General features: G+C 36.7%; 16 protein-coding genes and 2 pseudogenes. 15 read left to right on the forward strand and 3 right to left on the reverse strand.

The window, feature by feature from the left end; all coding sequences use genetic code 11:
• Positions 1 to 15: 15 nt before the first annotated feature.
• On the reverse strand, positions 16 to 2,229 hold the full coding sequence (locus NSQ92_RS21535; protein ID WP_047940890.1) for a helix-turn-helix transcriptional regulator: 2,214 nt from the start codon (positions 2,227 to 2,229) through the stop codon (positions 16 to 18).
• Between the two features lie 265 nt (positions 2,230 to 2,494).
• Between NSQ92_RS21535 and NSQ92_RS21540 the strand changes: the two genes are divergently transcribed.
• The 11 genes and pseudogenes from NSQ92_RS21540 to NSQ92_RS21590 all read left to right on the forward strand — a co-directional run bounded on the left by NSQ92_RS21540 (position 2,495) and on the right by NSQ92_RS21590 (position 15,628).
• Positions 2,495 to 3,502 carry a LacI family DNA-binding transcriptional regulator gene (locus NSQ92_RS21540; RefSeq protein ID WP_047940891.1) on the forward strand — a complete coding sequence of 336 codons (1,008 nt, stop codon included), beginning with the start codon at positions 2,495 to 2,497 and terminating at the stop codon, positions 3,500 to 3,502.
• A gap of 20 nt (positions 3,503 to 3,522) precedes the next feature.
• A pseudogene (locus NSQ92_RS21545) lies at positions 3,523 to 4,941 on the forward strand (tagaturonate reductase); the annotation flags it as partial.
• Positions 4,942 to 4,977: 36 nt separating this feature from the next.
• Positions 4,978 to 6,456 (forward strand): annotated as a pseudogene (locus tag NSQ92_RS21550) (UxaA family hydrolase); the annotation flags it as partial.
• 193 nt (positions 6,457 to 6,649) lie between these two features.
• Positions 6,650 to 8,065, forward strand: coding sequence for a glucuronate isomerase (gene uxaC, locus NSQ92_RS21555; protein WP_047940892.1), 1,416 nt, complete (start codon positions 6,650 to 6,652; stop codon positions 8,063 to 8,065).
• Positions 8,046 to 8,783: an alpha/beta hydrolase gene (locus tag NSQ92_RS21560; protein WP_341153211.1), complete on the forward strand. Its 738-nt coding sequence runs from the start codon at positions 8,046 to 8,048 to the stop codon at positions 8,781 to 8,783. Before uxaC ends, NSQ92_RS21560 begins: the two co-directional genes overlap by 20 nt.
• Before the next feature lie 36 nt (positions 8,784 to 8,819).
• On the forward strand, positions 8,820 to 9,503 hold the full coding sequence (locus NSQ92_RS21565; protein ID WP_341153212.1) for a rhamnogalacturonan acetylesterase: 684 nt from the start codon (positions 8,820 to 8,822) through the stop codon (positions 9,501 to 9,503).
• Positions 9,504 to 9,519: 16 nt separating this feature from the next.
• Entirely contained in the window at positions 9,520 to 10,359 is an 840-nt protein-coding gene (locus NSQ92_RS21570) for a sugar phosphate isomerase/epimerase family protein (RefSeq protein WP_061797031.1), read from the forward strand.
• A 23-nt stretch (positions 10,360 to 10,382) separates the two neighbouring features.
• Complete coding sequence (locus tag NSQ92_RS21575; protein ID WP_341153213.1) at positions 10,383 to 10,757, forward strand: hypothetical protein; 375 nt, start codon at positions 10,383 to 10,385, stop codon at positions 10,755 to 10,757.
• Positions 10,758 to 10,761: 4 nt separating this feature from the next.
• A complete protein-coding gene (locus tag NSQ92_RS21580; protein ID WP_341153214.1) occupies positions 10,762 to 12,150 on the forward strand; it encodes an ABC transporter ATP-binding protein in 1,389 nt (462 codons plus the stop codon).
• A gap of 699 nt (positions 12,151 to 12,849) precedes the next feature.
• Positions 12,850 to 14,310 (forward strand): sugar porter family MFS transporter, encoded by a 1,461-nt coding sequence (locus NSQ92_RS21585; RefSeq protein WP_047940897.1) that lies wholly within the window; start codon positions 12,850 to 12,852, stop codon positions 14,308 to 14,310.
• A gap of 280 nt (positions 14,311 to 14,590) precedes the next feature.
• Positions 14,591 to 15,628: a PTS transporter subunit IIC gene (locus tag NSQ92_RS21590; protein ID WP_047940898.1), complete on the forward strand. Its 1,038-nt coding sequence runs from the start codon at positions 14,591 to 14,593 to the stop codon at positions 15,626 to 15,628.
• Positions 15,629 to 15,690: 62 nt separating this feature from the next.
• Here the strand turns inward: NSQ92_RS21590 and NSQ92_RS21595 are convergent, their stop codons facing one another.
• Complete coding sequence (locus NSQ92_RS21595; RefSeq protein WP_047940899.1) at positions 15,691 to 15,978, reverse strand: YxcD family protein; 288 nt, start codon at positions 15,976 to 15,978, stop codon at positions 15,691 to 15,693.
• Complete coding sequence (locus NSQ92_RS21600) at positions 15,966 to 16,409, reverse strand: hypothetical protein (protein ID WP_095258286.1); 444 nt, start codon at positions 16,407 to 16,409, stop codon at positions 15,966 to 15,968. Before NSQ92_RS21600 ends, NSQ92_RS21595 begins: the two co-directional genes overlap by 13 nt.
• A 459-nt stretch (positions 16,410 to 16,868) precedes the next feature.
• On the opposite strand from NSQ92_RS21600, the gene NSQ92_RS21605 reads away from it, so the two are divergent.
• The 4 genes from NSQ92_RS21605 (at position 16,869) to NSQ92_RS21620 (ending at position 21,878) form a co-directional block, all read left to right on the forward strand.
• On the forward strand, positions 16,869 to 17,627 hold the full coding sequence (locus tag NSQ92_RS21605) for a hypothetical protein (RefSeq protein ID WP_047940901.1): 759 nt from the start codon (positions 16,869 to 16,871) through the stop codon (positions 17,625 to 17,627).
• A complete protein-coding gene (locus tag NSQ92_RS21610) occupies positions 17,624 to 18,076 on the forward strand; it encodes a hypothetical protein (RefSeq protein ID WP_047940902.1) in 453 nt (150 codons plus the stop codon). Before NSQ92_RS21605 ends, NSQ92_RS21610 begins: the two co-directional genes overlap by 4 nt.
• A gap of 226 nt (positions 18,077 to 18,302) precedes the next feature.
• On the forward strand, positions 18,303 to 19,742 hold the full coding sequence (locus NSQ92_RS21615; RefSeq protein WP_341153215.1) for an NAD(P)/FAD-dependent oxidoreductase: 1,440 nt from the start codon (positions 18,303 to 18,305) through the stop codon (positions 19,740 to 19,742).
• 129 nt (positions 19,743 to 19,871) lie between these two features.
• Complete coding sequence (locus NSQ92_RS21620) at positions 19,872 to 21,878, forward strand: catalase (RefSeq protein ID WP_341153216.1); 2,007 nt, start codon at positions 19,872 to 19,874, stop codon at positions 21,876 to 21,878.
• Positions 21,879 to 21,958 lie beyond the last annotated feature (80 nt).

Raw genomic sequence — 21,958 nt, forward strand, 5'->3', positions numbered from 1 at the left:
TTGCACGCTTTTTAATTAATGATTATATTGTTTCCGATAATCCCCTGGGGTCATGCCTACTTTCTTTTTAAAAAAACGGATGAAGTTTTGAGAATTTCGATATTGGAGTTTTTCGGCAATCTCCTTAATTGGCATATTTGTTTCTTCTAGCAGGGATTTAGCCTTTTGCAGTCGGAATCCCATTAGATAGTCAACAAAGTTTTCTCCATATTCTTTCTTGAAAACGCTGCTTAAGTAATTCGGATTATAATGAAGACGGTCAGCAATAACGTCTAAAGAAATTTCCTGGTCATACTCTGTCTGAATGATTTGAACAATTTTATCAGATAAAGATCGAAACTCCTTATCCGTTTTATCCTGTGTGCTGATAATAATTGGCGTAATAAGATGTTCAATTAGCATTTGTTTTATTCGAGCAGGATAATAGGCATTAATCGCTTCATAATAAAGCGGCTTTATACTATCAAAAATCTTCGCCTCTGCACCTAACAGCTGCCCAAGTTGAATAATCTCATTTATTAACCGAATAAGTGTTACTTCTAAGCTGACCGGATTTTTATTCATCCGGAAGATTTCGTTAATTAAGGTATCTACTGTCTCCTGCACTTCCTCCTCATTTCCTGAGCGAATCGTATTTAAAAGTTCATTTTGCAATTCTACAGGATATTTAGAAATAGAAGCATCATTCAAGAGAGGAGCAATATCATCATAAAAAATGATAGACTCTGGTCCTACATTTACACGATAATGCAGCGCTTCTTTTGCTAAATCAACTGCCTTTTTACTACTAATTAATGTTTGATAAACAGGACTTATCCCTATACTGATAGTGATATTTAAATATTCCTTTGCCGCAGATTGTATTTCCTCATAATACTTCATAATTCTTCGACTGGAATCATGATCATTTACATCGGTTATAAATATGGTTGCTTGCATCTCATCATTTAATACAATAGGTATCAATCTTTCCTTAGCAGGGACTATTTCTTCGACAATATTATTTAAAGCCAATAAGTATAAATCTTTCTCAACAATTTTTTGGCTATCCATATTGTCAATTTGTATTAATCCTGTGTAAAAATGATGCGTATCATTAAAGAAATAGCCAAATTGTTTTAACCTGTGCTTAGCTTCATTTGTTGTTATTCTATTTCTAAATAAGCTTAAGACAAACAGCGTCTCAAGCTGTGGTTTTTGCATGGTTAAGCTAGCCATTAATGTTTCATTCTGACCAATAATCTTGTCAACAGAATCAGCAACAAGGGAGAGTTCATTCTTCTGCCCACTTAGATGATCTATTGCTAATTTCTCCTGTAATTTGCGGATAGGTCTTGAAAAAGAATTTGCTAACATATAGGAAATGATACCGACCAAAATAATCAATAAGGTCGAGACAATGAGTAAACCAATCCTTGTATTATTAATCATATTAGAGATTTCTTTTGGGTTAATCTGTACAACATAAATCCAGCGATTATAGTCTGACTGAGCATACACAAACTTTTTACCCTCTGTGTCTACTATTTTGATATTCTCTCCCTCGTTTATCATTTTCTCATAATTCTCGTGAGACAACAGCCTTTCCTTTTGTCTACTTGAATATAGTAATTCATTTTTACTATTATATATTTCTACTAAACTATCTTGTTCATTATCAACAATCTCATCAATGCTGCTTCTTGGAATATTAGATATTCCTAAAGCAAATTTATCACGTTGATAAACAGGTAAAGTCATAATCATCTCAATTCCAGTACTTGTTGGTCTCCAAAATAAGCTTTGCTTCGCCTTTTCCACATACTTTTCCTTATACCCAGCAATTTCCTCTTCCGATAATTTCTTTAAAGAGCCGTCAATTATTCCCCAATTTTCTGCCAGGCTGATTAAATTATGCTTACTTCCTTCTATTCCCATCATTTCTATATAACTGATTTCTTTTTTTATATCACGATATGTATCAAAGTCTTTTCCTGATAACGGCTTCTTAAAAATCGTCTCAAAGTTTGCAGTAGAACTATATGCCGTATATCCATATTCAATCGTTCGCACCTTTTGCTCTACATTATTAAGAATTTGTTTTGTATAATTTTGTTTGTCCTTCAGAAATTCCTCTTCGACGGAGTGATAGGTAGAGTTATAGATAAATACACTAAAGCCAACTACAATACTAATCCCTAATAGAAAAAAGGGGAAAAATAATTTGTAAAACAACCTTAATTTCTTCAAATCCTCACACTCCTTATTTCCTCTTAACACACTTTTATTGTAAGCGTTATCAACTTATTCAACAATTTTTAATACGAAAAATAATCATTTTCTTATCTATTATGAAATGATTATTTTCTATAATTTGGATTAGAATATACATATAATAGCATATCTAGTCTATCTTTTGCGAGTGGATTTTTTCACGTGTGCAGCAAATGACCGATTGACAAACTGCCTGAAGAATTATAAAATGTGAACGTTAACATTATTATCAGGAGGAACTATGGTTACCATTAAGGATATCGCAAAGCTTGCAGGCGTTTCGCACACCACTGTGTCAAGAGCGCTGAATGATAGTCCCCTTATTAAACCTGCAACCAAAGACAAAATTAAAAAAATTGCAGCAGAATTACATTATGTACCAAACTTTAATGCTAAAAGTCTCGTAAACCAGAAATCTTACACAATTGGCGTTTTTTTCTCTAGTATCAGCCATGGAACAAGTTCAAGTTTTCTTGTAGATGTAATAAAAGGTGTTAATTCTGTGCTAGATGAAAACTACAGTATTGCAGTAAACGGTATTGATACATTAGTCCATTTTGACAAAATCATTTCCAAACGATTTGACGGGATTATCGTACTAAGCCAAAGTGATACAGACAATGCATTTATTTACTATATACAACAAACCGGCATACCTTTGGTTGTACTAAATCGCAGACTAGATGATCCTTCTATTCCAAATGTTTCGGCAAACGATCAACAAGGTGTAGAACAGGCTATCGATGAGGCGATTAGCCTTGGTCATAAGAATTTAGCGTACATTAATGGAAAAAGCTCTTTCCGTTCCTCAGCTGAAAGGAAACAAGGATTTGTCAATAGCTTATCGAAACATCGGCTTCCTGTACAGCCTGAATTTATGGTCAATGGGGATTATAGTATGGAAAGCGGCTTTGAAAAAATGAAGCAATTGCTAGATCTGCCGACTCCGCCTAGTCTTGTATTTTGCGCAAACGATGATATGGCAATCGGTGCATTAAAAGCTTGTTTTTCGAAAGAGAGGAAAGTGCCAAATGATATCTCAATCATTGGATTTGATGATATAGCTTTTGCGCAATACTCTACTCCAGCTCTAACCACTATTCATAAGCCTATTGATAAAATCAGCGAAATTGGCATGCAAATGCTCATTGCGTTAATGAATAACGGAACATTAGAAAAGACACAAATCTTAGTAGACACATTCTTAGTTAAAAGAGAATCGCTTAGTTTTCCAACAAAACAGTCATAACTGTTTTGCTTTATCATAAAATGTTAACGTGTGCAAAAGGAGGAACTATAGTGGAAAAGCTTTCAAAGCAATTAAAACCTAATTTGTCTTTTTTTCCAGAAAAGGTCATTCAATTTGGATCAGGAAATTTCATGAGAGGATTTCTTAATTGGCAACTACAACAAATGAATAACCAGCATTTATTCAACGGTAGTGCTGTGTTAGTGAAGCCGACCAAGCATGTTTCGAATCCAACCTTAGAAGAACAAGATTACCTTTATACTGTCGTGCTTGAGGGGTTCTATCAAGGTCAAATGGTTCAGACGAGTGAAATTATTACAACTGCTAATCGATTAATTAATCCTTATGAAGAATGGGAAACTTATTTACAATTGGCAGAACAAGAAGAATTGGCCTTTATTATTTCTAATACTACAGAAGCTGGAATACAATTTGATGAAAGGGATTGTTCTATCGATCAACCTTCAACTAGTTTTCCTGGAAAACTTACTGCCCTACTATTCAAGCGCTTTCAATTAAAAAAACCAGGATTTACGATTATTCCTTGTGAGTTAATCGATCGTAACGGTGATCAACTTAAAGAAATTGTCTTACAATATGCAAGTCTATGGAATTTAGAAGAGGAATTTATTAGCTGGATTCATGCTGAAAATATATTCTGCTGCAGCTTAGTAGATCGCATTGTTCCAGGTTATCCACGTGATACAGCAAATCTGCTTAATGAGGAACATGGCTATATTGATAACTTAATGGTTAAAGCAGAGCCTTATTTATTATGGGTCATTGAAGGTCCACAAGAATTAAAAGAATCATTTCCTCTCGAAAAGGCGGGATTGAATGTACTGGTAACCGATGATATGACACCATATCGAGAACGAAAGGTTCACTTATTAAATGGCCCGCATACAGCGATGGTCCCACTTGGATTACTTGCTGGTCTTGAAACTGTGGAAGATGTGATGAATGATGCAGATTTTGCTGTCTTTATTAATCAATTAATGCAGCAAGAAATTATGCCATTATTACCTCTCCCTTTAGATGACTTAAAGGCCTATGCAAAATCTATAATCGAACGCTTTAAAAATCCCTTTATCCGCCATGAATTATCATCCATTGCTTTAAACAGTGTTTCTAAATATAAAGCACGCTTATTACCGCTGCTAATTAAATACCAAGAAAAACAGCAGCAATTGCCTCCATACATGACTGCTTCTCTTGCTGCTTTATTCCTAACCTACAGGGGAACACAATATAAACCAAAGGATAGCGATGAAGTCCTTGAGGCCTTTTCAAACGCTTGGGAAAATCCTGAAACTATCGCTTTTACTATTTTGAATGACAAAAATTTATGGGATACAGACTTAACCACTATTCCTAACCTTGCGGAAGAAGTAACTGCATATATCCATATGCTTAGAAAAGACGGTGCCCGAGCTGTTTTACAAAAGCTAAATAACAAAAAGCGGCCTCCTTCTCTATTAAAACTAAATGAGCGAGACAATGTCGCGGTTGCCCTAAGACCAATTAACGCAGCGGAAACAGTCTATCTTGATGGCATCTCGATCACAGCTAAAGCTAATATTCCCCAAGGCCATAAAATAGCCTTAACTGATATTCAAAAATCTAGCAATGTAATCAAATATGGCTATCCTATCGGACATACGCTGACGGAGATTACGCGGGGGGATTGGCTTCATACGCATAATGTAAAAACAAATTTAGATGGAGAACTTGAATATACGTATGAGCAAGATATCCACCAAGTAAAATACCCTAAAAAGGATCTTACCTTCCAAGGATACAGACGGGCAAATGGAAAAGTAGGAATTCGCAATGACTTATATATTGTACCGACCGTTGGCTGTGTAAACGGAACGGCAGAATATATGCTGAAAGAATTTGAAGCTCTCCATCCTGACTTAGGTACATTCGATAATATTACCATTTTAAAGCATCCCTACGGCTGCTCCCAATTAGGAGAAGACCATGAAAATACTCGCAGTATATTAATAGACGCTGTGAGCCACCCGAATGCTGGCGGAGTACTTGTTTTTGGATTAGGCTGTGAAAATAACGTTATTGCTGAATTTAGAGAGTTACTAGGAGATTATGATGGAAAAAGAGTTAAATTCTTAGTTGCACAAGAGGTAGGCAACGAAATAGAAGCAGGCTTAGAACTATTAGAAGAGATATATGAAGCTGCTAAAAATGATCAGAGAGAACCTATTCCAATTGCCGAGCTAAATGTCGGCCTAAAATGTGGCGGTTCCGACGGTTTCTCTGGAATTACGGCTAATCCGCTATTAGGAGCTTTTTCGGACTTCTTAATTTCCCAAGGGGGCAGCACTATCCTAACAGAAGTCCCTGAAATGTTTGGTGCAGAACAAATGCTTATGGCTAGGGCAGAAAATGAAAAGGTTTTCGAAGATATCGTCCATTTAATCAATGATTTTAAACACTACTTTCATTCTTATGGGGAGCCTGTTTATGAAAATCCTTCCCCAGGAAATAAGGCTGGAGGGATTACCACTCTAGAAGATAAATCATTAGGCTGTACACAAAAGGCTGGAACAGCACCGGTTGTAGATGTACTGCAGTATGGAGAGAAAATCTCCAAAAAAGGGCTAAGCCTATTGCAAGCACCAGGCAATGATCTAGTAGCTTCTTCTGCGCTTGCCGCTGCTGATTGTCATTTAGTTTTATTTACAACAGGCCGAGGAACGCCTTTTGGCAGTTTTGTTCCAACTGTAAAAGTAGCAACCAATTCTACCATTTATGAACATAAAAGGCATTGGATGGACTTTAATGCCGGTCCTTTACTAGAACGACCAATGAATGAAGTATTAGAGGAATTTATTGAAAAAGTAATAGCGGTCGCAAGTGGAGAAAAAACACGTAACGAAGCAAATGGTGTTCGCGAAATCGCTATATTTAAAACAGGAGTTACTTTATAAAAGATAGGTCAATGAGGCTATGATAGAGAAGATTTATAGAAACATAGTGTTAACCTGTGGTGCATTCATTGAAAGCAGTAATGCTGACGCTCTCTCTGTTTCCTTTTGCAATCTATCGTTGAGCTTTTGGGCACTGAGACAATAAAAGCACTATTAAACACGAATTATAAAAAATAACGAAAGAGGGATTCTAATGTTTCTAAATGACCAATTTCTATTAAAAAATGATATCGCTCAAAAACTATTTCACGACCATGCAAAGCAGATGCCTATCATCGACTATCATTGTCACTTAGATCCGAAAGAAATTTATGAGAATAAAAACTTTAAAAACCTTACAGAAGCCTGGTTAGCAGGTGATCACTATAAATGGCGATTAATGCGCGCAAACGGTATCCCAGAGACTCACATTACTGGCGATGCCTCTGATTATGACAAATTTTTAGCTTGGGCACGCACAGTACCTAAAACAATTGGTAATCCCTTATATACATGGACCCATTTAGAGCTAAAACGTTTCTTTGGCATTGATTTATTACTGAATGAGGAGAATGCCCCTCTTATTTGGGATTTAGCCAATGAGAAATTGGCTACCGCTGACTTTAAGCGTCGCAATATTATCATCAATTCAAATGTTAAAGTAGTTTGTACGACCGATGACCCGACTGATGATTTGCATTACCATGAACGCTTAAAGAACACAGAACGACACTTTCAAGTACTTCCCTCTTTCCGTCCCGATAAAGCATTAAATATTGACCAAGATGGATTTATCGAATGGGTAGAAAGGCTAAGTATACAATCACATATTACGATTAATTCCTATCAAGGATTAATAGAGGCACTTAAAGCACGTGTTGATTATTTCCATCAAATGGGCGGAAAATTATCGGATCATGCACTGGATATATTGACCTATGAAGAAGCAGATGAGAAAACACTGGAATTGATTTTTCAAAAAAGACTTAAAAATGAAGCATTATCCCCATATGAAATCAGTGCATATCGTACAGAAACCTTAACTCGCTTAATCGGTTTTTATCATGAGCATAATTGGACAATGCAGCTTCATATCCATGCATATCGCAATACGAATTCAGCAATGTTTAACCAATTAGGTCCTGATACTGGATATGATGGTGTGAACGATCTCCCTCTTACCATACCCTTGCAGCGTCTGTTAGACCGTGCAGAAAAAGAGGGGAAATTACCGAAAACAATTCTTTATTCCCTGAACCCAAATGACTTCTTTGTTTTAGCTACTTTAATGGGATCTTATCAAAAACACACACCTGGAAAGCTTCAGCTAGGTTCAGGATGGTGGTATAACGATACGAGAGCTGGGATGCGCCATCAATTAACCGTTCTTAGTGACACTGGTCTCCTTTCCACCTTTGTCGGGATGTTAACAGACTCACGAAGCTTTCTATCGTACACAAGACATGAATATTTCCGCCGAGTGCTCTGTGAATTTATCGGAGAAATTGTCGAACGAGGTGAAGCCCCAGAGGACGAGGACTTGCTTGGAAGCTTAGTTAAGGACATTAGCTACCATAATGCTAAACAATATTTCGGATTTGAGCATTCTTATGTCGAAAATCATCAATGATAACTATAACCACAGTTCAGAAGAAAATCAGCATATGACATTACACCTTTCCCTTTTAGATAATAAAAAAAGACCCTTCATTCTCGTTTGTCCAGGTGGAGGGTACCACCATTTATCTGAAAAAGAGGCACAGCCAATTGTAAAATGGCTTCATTCGATTGGTTATCATGCTGGAATTCTCTATTATCCTGTTGGAACAATCAATCATACAAGCATTATAAAGGAACTAGAAGAAGTATTTAGTCAACTACGAAATAATGCCAAGGATTGGAATTTATTAGAAAATAAAATAGGTGTGCTTGGCTTTTCTGCTGGTGGACATCTAGCAAGTCTTGCTTGTACCAAAATAAACAATCGTGCTAATGCGCTAGTATTATGCTATCCAGTTGTTACCTTCACGGAACCTTATGGGCATTCTGGAAGCCGAGAGCATTTTTTGGGGAAAAATCCGCCTAACCATTTAGTTGAGGCTTATTCGATTGAACATTTGGTCGACGAACATATGCCGCCCATCTTTATGTGGCACACTGCTGATGATCAATCAGTCCCTATTCAAAATACCATCATGTTAGCCGAAAGTTTAGCCAAATTTAACATTCCTTTTGAATATCATATTTTTCCTTCTGGGAAACATGGGCTGGCATTAGCAGAGGAATCTCCCTATGTCCATCGCTGGTTGAGTTTAGCAGAAGCTTGGTTAAAAACTACTTTGTCATGATAATCATTTCATTAAAGTGAATATTGGAGGGGAATTATGTCAGACAAGATAACTATATTTCTAGCAGGTGATTCTACCGCCGCAGAAAAAACACCAGATAAGCGTCCAGAAACGGGTTGGGGAGAAAAACTTTCCTCCTTTTTCACAGACCAAATTATTATTGATAATAGAGCTGTAAATGGAAGAAGTACCAAATCTTTTATAAACGAAGGACGACTAACTGCCATTGAACAGGCAATTCGTCCTGGAGATTATCTCTTTATTCAATTTGGACATAACGACCAAAAAGATGACCAAGCTCGCGGAACAGATCCATACGGAGACTATCAAACAAACTTGCATACATTTATTCATACCGCCAATAAGCATAACGCACACCCAGTATTACTTACTTCCGTTTCTCGAAGGCATTTTAGAAATCAGCTTATTGATCATATGTCTCTTGGTGAATACCCACAAGCTATGAGGGAACTCGCCAAGACTTACAATGTAACACTTCTAGATATTCATAAAAAATCAATAGACTTGTTTCAATCCCTTGGCCCAGACTTATCCAGGAACCTTTTTCTCCACCTTGAGGCCCATGAATCCAGCAATTATCCAAATGGAGTAAAAGATGATACTCATTTCAATGACCAGGGAGCCGAAACAATTGCCAAGCTGATATGTAATGCAATAAAAGGAAGTGATCTACCTTTAAAAAAGTTTTTTAAAAATTAATTCAGGAGGGAATCCAATGTTAACACTTAATCTTGGTATTCGTGCTCATGATTTAGGCCAACTAAGCCTCGAGGAATTATGTAAGCAGTTAAGAGACTATCAATTTACCAATATTCAATTTGCGATAAAAAAGTCTTTTCCAGATTATGTCCCCTCCTTTCAAAGTCTATCACCAGGAATAGCCAGTTTTTTTGGCGATTACTTTGCTAATAACGGGATAAAAATTAGCACATTAGGCTGCTATGTTAATATTTCGAGTCGAAATCTTGCTGTGCGCCATAAGGCATTAAATGATTTTAAAACCCATATACAGCTTGCTCGAGATTTTCGTGCCAGCCTCGTTGGTACAGAAACTGGCAGTGTAAGCGAAGGTTTTACTCCTGAAAATTTCACAGAAGAAGCTTATCAAATCGCTAGGAGCTCTGTGCTGGAACTAGTAGAATATGCTGAATACTTTGGAATAACGGTGGGAATCGAAGCTGGGCTTAACCACCCTCTCTATTCTGCTCCATTAGCAAAACGTCTCATAGACGAGGTACAGTCTCCTCATTTAAAAATCATTCTAGATATTGCGAATCTAATAAACGTCCATAATGTCTCAGAAAGAGAATTTATTCTAAATGAAGCATTAGACTTGTTACATGATCATATTGCTATGATTCATCTTAAAGACTTTACAGTGAATAAAGGAAAAATAGAGATCGTCCCTGTTGGTAAGGGAATGCTAAACTTTGAACCAATTCTCACTTATCTAAAATACGATAGACCTTTTCTTCATGCTACTTTAGAAGAAACACAAGGAAACGCAATTGGGCCAGCCATCACCCATATAAGAGAGATGTATCACCGTTTATAAGGCGTTTTTAAGGAGTGAATACCTTGGATACATTAGAGGAAATTGTTCAGCAAAGCTATGACACCCACCAAAAGAACTCTTTCAAAGTACTAATCCATCTCTACAAAGGACATTATATAAAACTATTGCTATCTGCTGTTTTTTATACAATCAAACATATTCCAGCATGGGTAATGCCGATTGCAATAGCCAATGTAATAAATGCCGCTACCATAAAAGATGGTGGCGGCATTCGTACCATTTATATAAATGCCATCATTATGGTGATTCTGGTATTACAAAATATCCTCACTAATTATTATCATACGAAATATAATAGTATAGCTATTCGCAGCGTAATCCGGACTACGCGCTTCTCTTATCAAAAAATTGCAGGAATTATCCATTCCCTTTCATAAAGAAATGCAGTCTGGACGTCTCCAATCAAAAATCATGCGAGATGTAGAAGCTGTTCAAACTCTTTCTTCCCAAGTATTCGTCACGAGCTTAAACATACTTGTGAATTTAATTGTTGCACTAGGAATAACTTTATATAATAGTCCAACTGTTTTTTTATTTTTTATTCTAACTGTTCCTATTTCTGCCATTATCATTGTAGCCTTTCGAAAAAAAATTAGGCACTCGAATTCAGAATTCCGAAGAGAAATGGAAGAAACATCAGCACGAGTCATTGAAATGATTGAATTAGTTCCCATTGCTCGAGCACATGCTTTAGAGAAGCAAGAAGTCTCTCGTTTAAATAATCGTTTCCAGCAAATTTTGTCAAAAGGATTTCATTTAGATATGATTCAATCCTTATTTGGAGCTGTAAGTTGGGCTAGCTTTCAACTCTTTCAAATTATTTGTTTAGTATTTACCGGTATTCTGGCATTAAAAGGAACCATTACTCCTGGTGAAGTCGTCATGTATCAAACATACTTTACAACAGTAGTTAACTCTGTTTCTAGTATGATTACTTTAATTCCAACTATTGCAAAAGGAATGGAATCTGTTGAATCTATTGGCGAAGTTCTTACAGCAGGTGAAGTGGAGAAACATGAAAATAAAAAAAGACTAAAGGAAGTAAAAGGGCATTTTGTTATCCAAAACGTCGCATACCGCTATACAAATGAAAAGAGGGACATTCTCCATAGTTTAAACTTAGAAATAAAACAAGGAGAAACAATTGCCTTTGTGGGAGAATCTGGCTCTGGAAAGTCCACCATTCTTCATTTATTAATTGGCTATATCCAACCGACAAAAGGAAAGATCCTATTAGATGGGCACGATATGGCCTTTCTTGATTTGCGCTCATATCGAAATCATTTGGCAGTTGTACCTCAATCAACTATTCTCTTCTCTGGAACGATTAGAGAAAATGTTACTTACGGAATGCCTAGCGTCTCAGAAGAACGCCTAAAGGAAGTTCTTAAAGCTGCAAATCTTTGGGAAGTCATTCAGAAATTGCCCGATGGTTTAGATACAAAAATAGGGGAACACGGAGATAAACTGTCTGGTGGGCAAAGACAAAGGGTCTCCATTGCCAGGGCACTTATCCGGAATCCAAAGGTAATTATTCTAGATGAAGCTACCTCTGCCCTTGATAGCCATTCCGAAACAAAAATTCAAGAAGCATTATCTATTTTATGCAAAAATAGAACCACCTTCATCGTAGCCCATCGATTATCCACCATAAAAAAGGCCGATAAAATTGCTGTGATTGAAAATGGTAGCTGCAGTGAATTTGGTACATATGACGAGTTAATGGATAAAAAAGGTAAGTTCTTCCGATTAAAACAACTACAAAGCTAGTAGAAAGCAGATGATCCCTATCTAAAAGGGGATCCTGCTTGCTTTGGCTGATTTCCTATCCGCTTTGGCTGATTCTCTCCCCACTTTGGCTGATTCTCTCCCCACTTTGGCTGATTCTCACCCTACTTTGGCTGATTCTCACCCTACTTTGGCTGATTCCCTCCCCACTTTGGCTGATTTCCCTTGTAATTTGTTAAGATATCACCTCCCCTTTCACTAATTTCTAACTCATCTATTCCTATCTATTATTCTTCTGATGAAAATCCACTCCATTTTTACTTTTTTCTTATAAAAAAGGCTTAAAATAAATGCCTTCCCTAAAAAGAGCGGTCTTCACACATTATTGTTATTCTTTTATTTGAGCATAGGCTCTAAATAAAATTGCAAGATAATAATTCTAGTGAAAAAAATTTCCCTTGTATATAAAGATGTTTTCAAAAATTTTTATCGGGGTAATGTATTGGTACGTCTATCCCTTACATAGCAAAAACAATATACGATTAAAAAAGATAATAATGAAATATATCCCACTTATTATTCAAGTAAAGTAATTGCCTTTCGCAGTCTAAGAATCTCATTTAAAAGGGATAGAACGACAGGTTAGCAAAGGAGATGAACTTCGATTTACATTTCAAATATAACAATAATAATGGACACTAGAAAAAAGCATTATTATAAGAGGAGGAGAAAGTAAATACTATGAGTGACCAATTAAACCCTGACAGTAGGAACACCAACACGAATAAAAAAAATAATTTAAAAATCATTGCCATTATCTCTACATTTGGTGGTCTTCTTTTTGGATTTGATACTGGTGTAATAAATGGGGCTTTACCCTATATGGCTCGTCCAGATCAGCTAAACCTCAATGCGGTTACTGAAGGTCTTGTTACTAGCTCGCTCTTATTTGGAGCAGCATTCGGAGCAATGTTCAGTGGGAAACTCGCAGATAGCTATGGACGAAGAAAAGTCATTTTATATTTAGCTGCAGTTTTTCTTATTACAACATTAGGATGTACTTTCGCACCGAATTTCCCCATCATGGTTACTTTCCGCTTCTTACTCGGTATCGCTGTTGGAGGAGCATCAGTAGCTGTCCCTACCTTCTTGGCAGAAATGTCTCCTGCTGAACGACGTGGTCAAATGGTAACCCAAAATGAATTAATGATCGTAAGCGGTCAATTACTTGCCTATATTACAAATGCTATTATTGGAAATACAATGGATGGTGCAGGAAACGCTTGGAGATACATGCTTGTCATTGCAACCTTACCTGCTATTGTCTTATGGATAGGAATGCTTGTTGTACCTGAAAGCCCTAGATGGTATGCATCAAAGGGCAGGTTCAAAGATGCTTTTCGTGTATTATTGCATATTAGAAAAGAAAAACGAGCAAAAGCAGAGCTACAGCAAATTAAAAAAGCAGTGGAAACAGAAGCACATGTGGAACAAGTTAGCTTTAAAGATTTGGCTGTACCTTGGATTAGAAGAATTGTCTTTCTTGGTATTGGGATTGCCATCGTTCAACAAATCACAGGGGTAAATACCATCATGTTTTATGGAACACAAATACTAGAAAGCACTGGATTCTCTACCGAGGTCGCTCTCATTGCCAATATCGCCAATGGAGTAATTTCTGTATTAGCTACCTTCCTGGGAATTTGGCTGCTGGGACGTGTAGGAAGAAAACCAATGTTAATTATCGGACTAATCGGTACTACAACAACTTTACTACTAATTGGGATTTTCTCCTTCACTTTAAACGGAACAACTATTCTACCCTTTGCTGTACTTAGTATGACGGTTACTTTCTTAGCATTTCAACAAGGGGCTATCTCACCAGTAACCTGGCTTATGTTAGCAGAAATATTCCCTTTAAAACTTCGAGGGTTAGGGATGGGTGTTTCTGTATTTTGCTTATGGATAACAAACTTTCTTATTGGTTTAATTTTCCCAATTCTTCTCGATAAGATTGGCTTATCTAATTCCTTCTTCCTTTTCGCCGTACTTGGAGTATTTGCCATAACATTTGTTAGCAAATTCTTACCAGAAACAAAAGGAAAAACATTGGAACAGCTCGAACAGTATTTCCGAAACTTTGATAAGGATTCCCGAGGTGTTCAGAAAACCAATATTGGAGAAAAACAATTCCATTCTTAATAAAAACAAATTGAAATATATAATCAGTTCATAAAGAGTTCCCCTTAGAAAAGGAGGAGCTCTTTCTTATTTTTACATTTTGCATTTTTTCAAACCAATTATTTTACATTTGTATAAAAAATCAGTTCATTTCATTGCATTTTATATAGTGGATTTAAAAACATTAATCATTTTATTACTTTTATACTTTTTCGCGTTGAAGCATTAAAAATAATCATTGACGATTATCTAGTTATTACATATAATAAACTCCAAATTCAAGGAGAATGGGGAGTTTAAGGTGAAAGAGTTTTTCAGTAAATTATTAAATGGTATGAGTATCGGAATTGTTGTCTCGTTAATCCCAAATGCATTGCTTGGTGAAATCTTAAAGCTCTTTATTCCTTTCTTTCCTCCGCTTCAGCACGTATTAGATATTACTGCGTTTATTATGAGTTTATTGCCCGTGCTAATTGGTGTAATGGTAGGAATATCCTTTAAGCTATCCTCTATACAGACGGCTAGTATTGGTATTGCTGCAATGGTTGGTAGTGGTGTTGTTCAAAAAACAGCGGAAGGGTTATTTACGTTAAATGGTATAGGGGTTGTTTTGAACACAGGTATAACCGCAGCGCTTGCGGTATTATTTGTCCGTTTTATCGGTGACCGCTTGAAGGCCTATTCTATTCTTCTATTACCAACATTATGTATATTAATCCCCGGAATGGCTGGGTACTTATTATTACCATATATGAAATCTACTACTGGATTAATTGGCATCGCAATCGAAAATGTTACAAACTTACAGCCAATTCTCATGGGTATCATTATCGCTGTCTTGTTCTGTTTAATTATTCTTTCTCCTATCTCAACAGTAGGTGTAGCAACCGTTATATCTCTGTCAGGAGTTGGCTCTGGAGCAGCAAACCTTGGCATTGTGGCAGCAGGTATTGGATTGGCTATTGCAAGCTATAAAGCAAACTCTTTAGGTACTGCATTAGCACATGTTTTGGGATCCCCTAAAATACAAATGGGTAATTTCTTTATGAAACCGAAGATTGTTATTCCAATGATTATTACAGCTGCTGTGTTGGGCGGATTGGCTGGCTATTTAAATATACAGGGAACTCCTTATAGTGCTGGTTTTGGATTATCGGGATTAGTCGGGCCCATGAATTTTATGCGCTTAGCCGATGGTGGTTGGACTAGTAAAAACATTACGATTATGGTTTCTACCTTTTTAATTATTCCATTTCTTTTAAATGTATTCCTACTGTATATTTTTTCAAAAAAATTAAAAATGATTAAATCAGACGATTATAAGTTGAACTTTGATTAAATTTTAGTCAGAAAAATAGAGGATACCAGTCTATAAAGCCTGATATCCTCTACTATTTTTCTCTACTTTGCGATTGCGATAATGCCCTCTTCATCATCTAACACTAATTTCAACCCCATATATGGGTCCATATTTAAATATTCATCTAACCACAATCTGAGTGCTTCAATCATATTTTGAGTGATAAGGACTTGTTTTCGATCATGTACATATGCTTCTGCTGAAAAGCCATAATCATCATCATACATTAGCTCTACTTCTACTTCCTCTGGTCGCACTTGTTTTTTTCGTGCTACATAGACGCAGATTGCATTGATAATATCCTGTTCTGGAATGATTAATTTCTCCAATTATTTGCTTCCTCTCTTTTTTTGTTTCGATAGAAAGTAAATATTCTTTTAATTAAATTGAATACTAATACAATCGCAAGGATATTAATGAAAAGCCCTAATATAGACCCAAATGCTCCCATATTAGCAAAAAGGCTGCCAAACAACAGACCGGCAAGTCCTCCAACCATTAACCCTCTCATTAGACCTCCACCTGAGAAGAAGCCACCAGATTTTTTCGCTGTCGTTGATTGATTAGATTTTGACGTATCGTTTGTATTATTTTTCTTTTGGAAAAAAGAATTTGTATTACTATTATTGTTGTTATTGAAGCTTCGTTTCCCAGATTTATAAGACTTTGCTTCTACCGTTGTTACAGAGTCTTGAAATACTATACTTACTGGTGATAAAACTAAACCTAACGTGAGAATTGCTGACAAAATTTTCTTCATATTTTTCTATTCCTCCTAAAAATTTGTTTTGAAATTGACATACTAATTTATAGACTTTATCATTCTCCTTGCTTCCTTAGTATTTGCAAGAAAAATAAAAAGCCTTTCCATTAATTTGGTAAAGGCTTCTAATTTCTATCTATTTATCCCTTTACCAAGAACGGCAAAGGTCTCGCAAACAACATCTCGTTGCCAGTTAAGCCGGCGATTTAATCGCGTATTGACGACGTAACTGTAAGCTACTCCCCTTTGGAGTATGCAATTTTTAAGTATATATACATTTTAATATAAACAACTTGTCTAGTCAACTTATATGGTGTAAGCCTCTTCACCTATGTTTCCTGAGATTCCGCTAACTACTAAAAATTACACCTCCTATTTTTTGTAAATCAATGTATAGGATTAACTTATTTTCACACCCTATATATATAATTCCAAAATTAGTAAGTAGGTATGTAAATGAGCGCAACACTAACCTTTCCAAAAGCAAAATATAGCACAGCAGGTATCACCTATTTAATGTATCAAAAACCAAGTACTGTTGCTTGGTGGTCTGCTGTTTTCCCTGGATTTGGTCATTATCTTCTTAATCAGTATGCCCGTGCAACATTGCTGACTGTTTTAGAAGTAATTATTAATACTGGTGCCAATATTAATGAAGCGATGGTTTATTCTTTTTGTGGAGAAATAGAATTAGCAAGATCCGTTATTCATTTAGATTGGATGATTGGATATATTGTGATCTATTTAATAACAATAGGCGATAGTTACCGCTCTGCCGTACAATTAAATAAGTATATTGAATTATCCACACCTGATTTAGCCAGCTTGGAGATATTCCCATTTGAAATACAATATTTGCAAAATAAGAGCCCTCTTTTAGGGGTCTTCTACTCACTTTTCTTTCCTGGATTGGGCCAACTGTACAATCACCGGATATTTTTAGGTTTTTATGCAATATTTTGGTGGTGGGTATATATTTTATTATCACATGCACATAAAGCTATAATCCTGACCATTACTGGCGATTTTGCTTCTTCTACTGCTATATTACACCCACATTGGTTACTTTTTATGCCTTCCATCTTAGGTGGAGCCGTTTATCATTCCTATATAACATGTATACAACATAATATTCTTGCAAAAGAATCACAGCAAAAACGTTTAACAGACAGATATGTCGGTTCCAAATTTAGCATAAGAGGTGTAAAGGGATGATTATTGTCGGAACATTCCAGCCATCTATTGAAATTGAACGTGCACTTTTTGAAATGGAAGCACTAGGTGTTCCGCCAGAAGAAATGATGGTCCTATATATGAATGAGATTCCTCCTATCAGCAGGAAAAAAAAGGCTTCTGCCGATATTCATGTTTCATCTTTTGAAATTGGCGTTGCCTTTGCTACTGGTATGGCTGTGATAGGTGCCAGTATTGGTTTTAAATTAATTCTAGGACCTATCTTTAGCGGTCTTCTCGCTGCTATTATCGGTTTTTTTTGTGGTTATTGCCTGTACTATCTTTTTCATCGGAAGAAAAAAGACAAACTGTCTCAAGGCTTGCCTGAAATCATTGTGCTTATTCAAAGCACAAAAGAAGTTGCCCCATTAATTAAGGAGATTTTATGGAAACATAAAGCACTAAGCGTTGGAATGAGAAAAAGATTGTAAAAGAAACGAATAATAACAAAAGCCAAAATCTAATTAGTAAGTATTATGGCTTTTGTGACTATTCGTTTTTTTGATGAATATCTTTTTTAAACGAATTGACTAAATTAATTTAGAAAATTTAGATATTTTATCCATACAATATGCAAAAGAACATGTTAATATATTGGCATGGTATATCGATGTAAGGAGTTCTTACATCAAATGTGAAAGGGGGATGGCATTCAATATGAGCTTAGAGGACTTAAATAATCGAGTACAAACAGATCTAGCTTATCTTAATTACGGAGGACAAAACTGGGTTCGTCCAAAAATTCATGCGGAAGGACATGTTTTCGATGTGGTCATCGTTGGTGGAGGTCAATCAGGATTAGGGATTGCATTTGGTCTTTTACGCGAAAGAGTATCAAATATTCTTGTTATCGATGAAAATAAAGAAGGACTTGAAGGACCATGGGAAACCTATGCTCGTATGGTCACCTTACGCACTCCTAAACATTTAACTTCCATCGACCTTGGTATCCCTTCACTAACCTTTCGTTCCTGGTGGGAGGCACAATTTGGTAGAGAAGGATGGGAAAAAGTCGACAAAATCCCTCGTGGAGAATGGATGAATTACCTTAGATGGTATCGTGACATTCTGCAATTACCTGTTCAAAACGAAGTGAAATTGACTTTAATTGAACCCATAGAAAAAGGGATACACCGACTCCATATTAAAAGAAAGAGAACCGTTTCATCCTCCTTACTCGCTCGAAAGGTAATTCTAGCAACCGGCATCCAAGGGGGAGGAGAATGGCATGTCCCAGCCATGATATCCGATAATCTCCCTTCTTCTTTATATACTCATACTTCTGCATCCATCGACTTCCCTTCCTTCAGAGGAAAAAGGGTTGCCATTTTAGGTGGGGGTGCATCTGCATTTGATAATGCTAACTTCGCTTTATCACAAGGGGTAGCCGAAGCCCATGTATATGTCCGCCGTCATAAAATGCAGCGCATTAATCCGATTAGGCAGATGGAAGTATCCGGTATGATTGAACATTTTCCCGCCTTAGCAGATGATGATAAATACGCTAGTATTGCCCATTTTTTCCAGCATAACCAGCCACCAACAAATGATACTTTTAATCGAGCGTCTTCCTGGCCCGGTTTTCATTTGCATCTCGGTTCTCCTTGGCTGAAAGTAGCCAAAAAAGGAGAACAAGCAGAAGTAACTACACCAAAGGGAACCTTTTTATTTGATTACTTAATCATTAGCACAGGTTTATTAACAGATCCACGATTGCGTCCAGAACTACGTTTAATCGAAAAGCATATTGCCCGTTGGAAAGATCGTTATAAAGCCCCGGAAGAAATAGCATCTCCTATGCTTGATGCACATCCTTATTTAAGTCATGGCTTTTCTTTCATTAGCCGTGACACAGAAGGAGAAGCATTACTTCACGGTATATACTCGTTTAATTATGCTGCCCTCATTAGCTGTGGTTTATCTGCTTCAGCATTATCTGGCATGAGATATGGCATTCCCCGTATTGTAACAGCTGTTACGGATGAACTATTTCTGGATGATAAAGACATGAATTTAAAAGACTTTTTTGAATACGATACAGAAGAATTCACTGGAGAATGGCCTATGAATCAAAAGGATCCCTCCAAAGTTATTTAATAACAAGCTAAGACTCTTTTATGCAGTCTTAGCTTGTTTATTTTGTCGTGTTTTAAATACAGGATGCTGGGTATTAATTAAAAATAACGGATTATAACTGATACATACTATCATTTAGGGGGTATTGAAATGGTAAATAAAAAAATGGACCAATTAAAAAAATACACCATTGATAATGAGCAAAACGCGGGATTAACGACCAATCAAGGCTTAAAAATGGCAGAAGATGAATTCTCCTTAAAAGCAGGATTAAGAGGACCTACTTTAATGGAGGACTTTCACTTTCGGGAAAAAATGACTCATTTTGATCATGAAAGAATTCCTGAGCGCATTGTTCATGCCCGAGGAGTTGGTGCACATGGCGTATTTCAATTATATGAATCCCTTGAAGCCTATACGAAAGCTGACTTCTTAAACGATCCAAATAAAACAACACCTGTATTCGTTCGTTTTTCTACTGTCCAAGGATCTAGAGGTTCTAGTGATACTGTTCGCGATGTACGAGGATTTGCCGTTAAATTTTATACAGATGAAGGTAATTATGATTTAGTTGGCAATAACATTCCCGTCTTCTTCATTCAGGATGCCATTAAATTTCCTGATTTTGTGCACGCTGTAAAACCTGAGCCACATAATGAAATTCCACAAGGAGCAAGTGCACATGACACATTTTGGGACTTCATTGGTCAAAATCATGAATCAGCCCATATGGTAATGTGGGCAATGAGCGATCGTGCTATCCCGCGCAGCCTCCGCATGATGGAAGGTTTCGGAGTCCATACCTTCCGCCTTATAAATAAAGAGGGGCAAGCCCATTTTGTTAAGTTTCATTGGAAACCAAAGCTTGGAATTCATTCACAGGTTTGGGATGAAGCACAAAAGGCTGCTGGAAAAAACCCCGATTTCCACCGTCAGGACTTATACGAGGCGATTGAGAAGGGCGACTATCCTGAATGGGAGCTTGGTCTGCAACTTATTCCTGAAGAAGACGAATTTGCCTTTGATTTCGATATATTAGATCCTACAAAAATATGGCCGGAAGAGGATGTTCCTGTTAAAATCGTAGGAAAGTTAACCTTAAATCGTAATGTCGATAATTTCTTTGCGGAAACTGAACAAGTTGCTTTCCATCCTGGGCATGTTGTTCCTGGAATCGATTTTTCTAATGATCCATTATTACAGGGACGTCTATTCTCTTATACAGATACGCAATTATCTAGACTTGGCGGACCTAATTTCCACCAAATTCCGATTAACCAACCAGTTTGTCCTTTTCACAATAACCAACGGGATGGTATGCATCAAATGACCATTCACCATGGACAAACAAGCTATCATAAGAATGCATTGAATAATAATCAGCCGGAACCAGTACCTGTTGAGCAAGGCGGTTATGAGCATTACCAAGAAAAGGTAGATGGTAGAAAGGTTAGAGGTCGCAGTGATAGTTTCCTTGATTTCTATTCACAAGCTAAACTATTTTATAATAGCTTAGCGCCATTTGAACAACAACATATAAAAGATGCTTTTAGCTTTGAACTTGGAAAGTGTAAATCAGAAGCGGTGAAAAACAATGCGGTCGCTCTCCTTAATCGAATTGACCGCAGTATTGCGGAAGAAGTGGCAAAAAACATTGGAGCAGTATTACCTCAAGAAAACCTAGAAGTAAAGTCAGTGAAAAAATCTCCAGCCTTAAGCATGGCAAATACCATAAAGAAACCTGACACTCGTTGTGTAGCGATTCTTTTAAATGGAGAGCCGGACAGCGCCCAATTACTTCAATGGGTTCAGGCTTTAGCAGCGAATAAAGTGAATTTCAGCATCGTGGATAAACATCTGCGTACGATAGACGGAGAATTAAAAGTAACGGACACATACGATACTGCTGATGCAAGCCTATTTGATGCTGCACTACTTATTAGCACCAGTACGAAGCTGGAAACGAAAGCTATTGAATTTATCGAAATGACTTTTAATCATTATAAACCTTTAGGTATTTCCATTAATGATTATGCAGCATTAGAAAAAAGCCGCATAACAATAAATGAACCAGGGATATTCGATCTTGCTAAAAATACGATTAATGATTTTATTACAGGTATAGCGGAAGCTCGATTCTGGAATAGAACAGTATAATATAATAAAAGAATGCTTATGTCTTGAAGGCATAAGCATTCTTTTATTCCCTGTGCTCTCCATGTTGCAAACCGTCCATT

The sequence above is a fragment of the Niallia sp. FSL M8-0099 genome (genome assembly GCF_038006945.1).
Taxonomy (GTDB): Bacteria; Bacillota; Bacilli; order Bacillales; family Cytobacillaceae; genus Niallia; species Niallia circulans.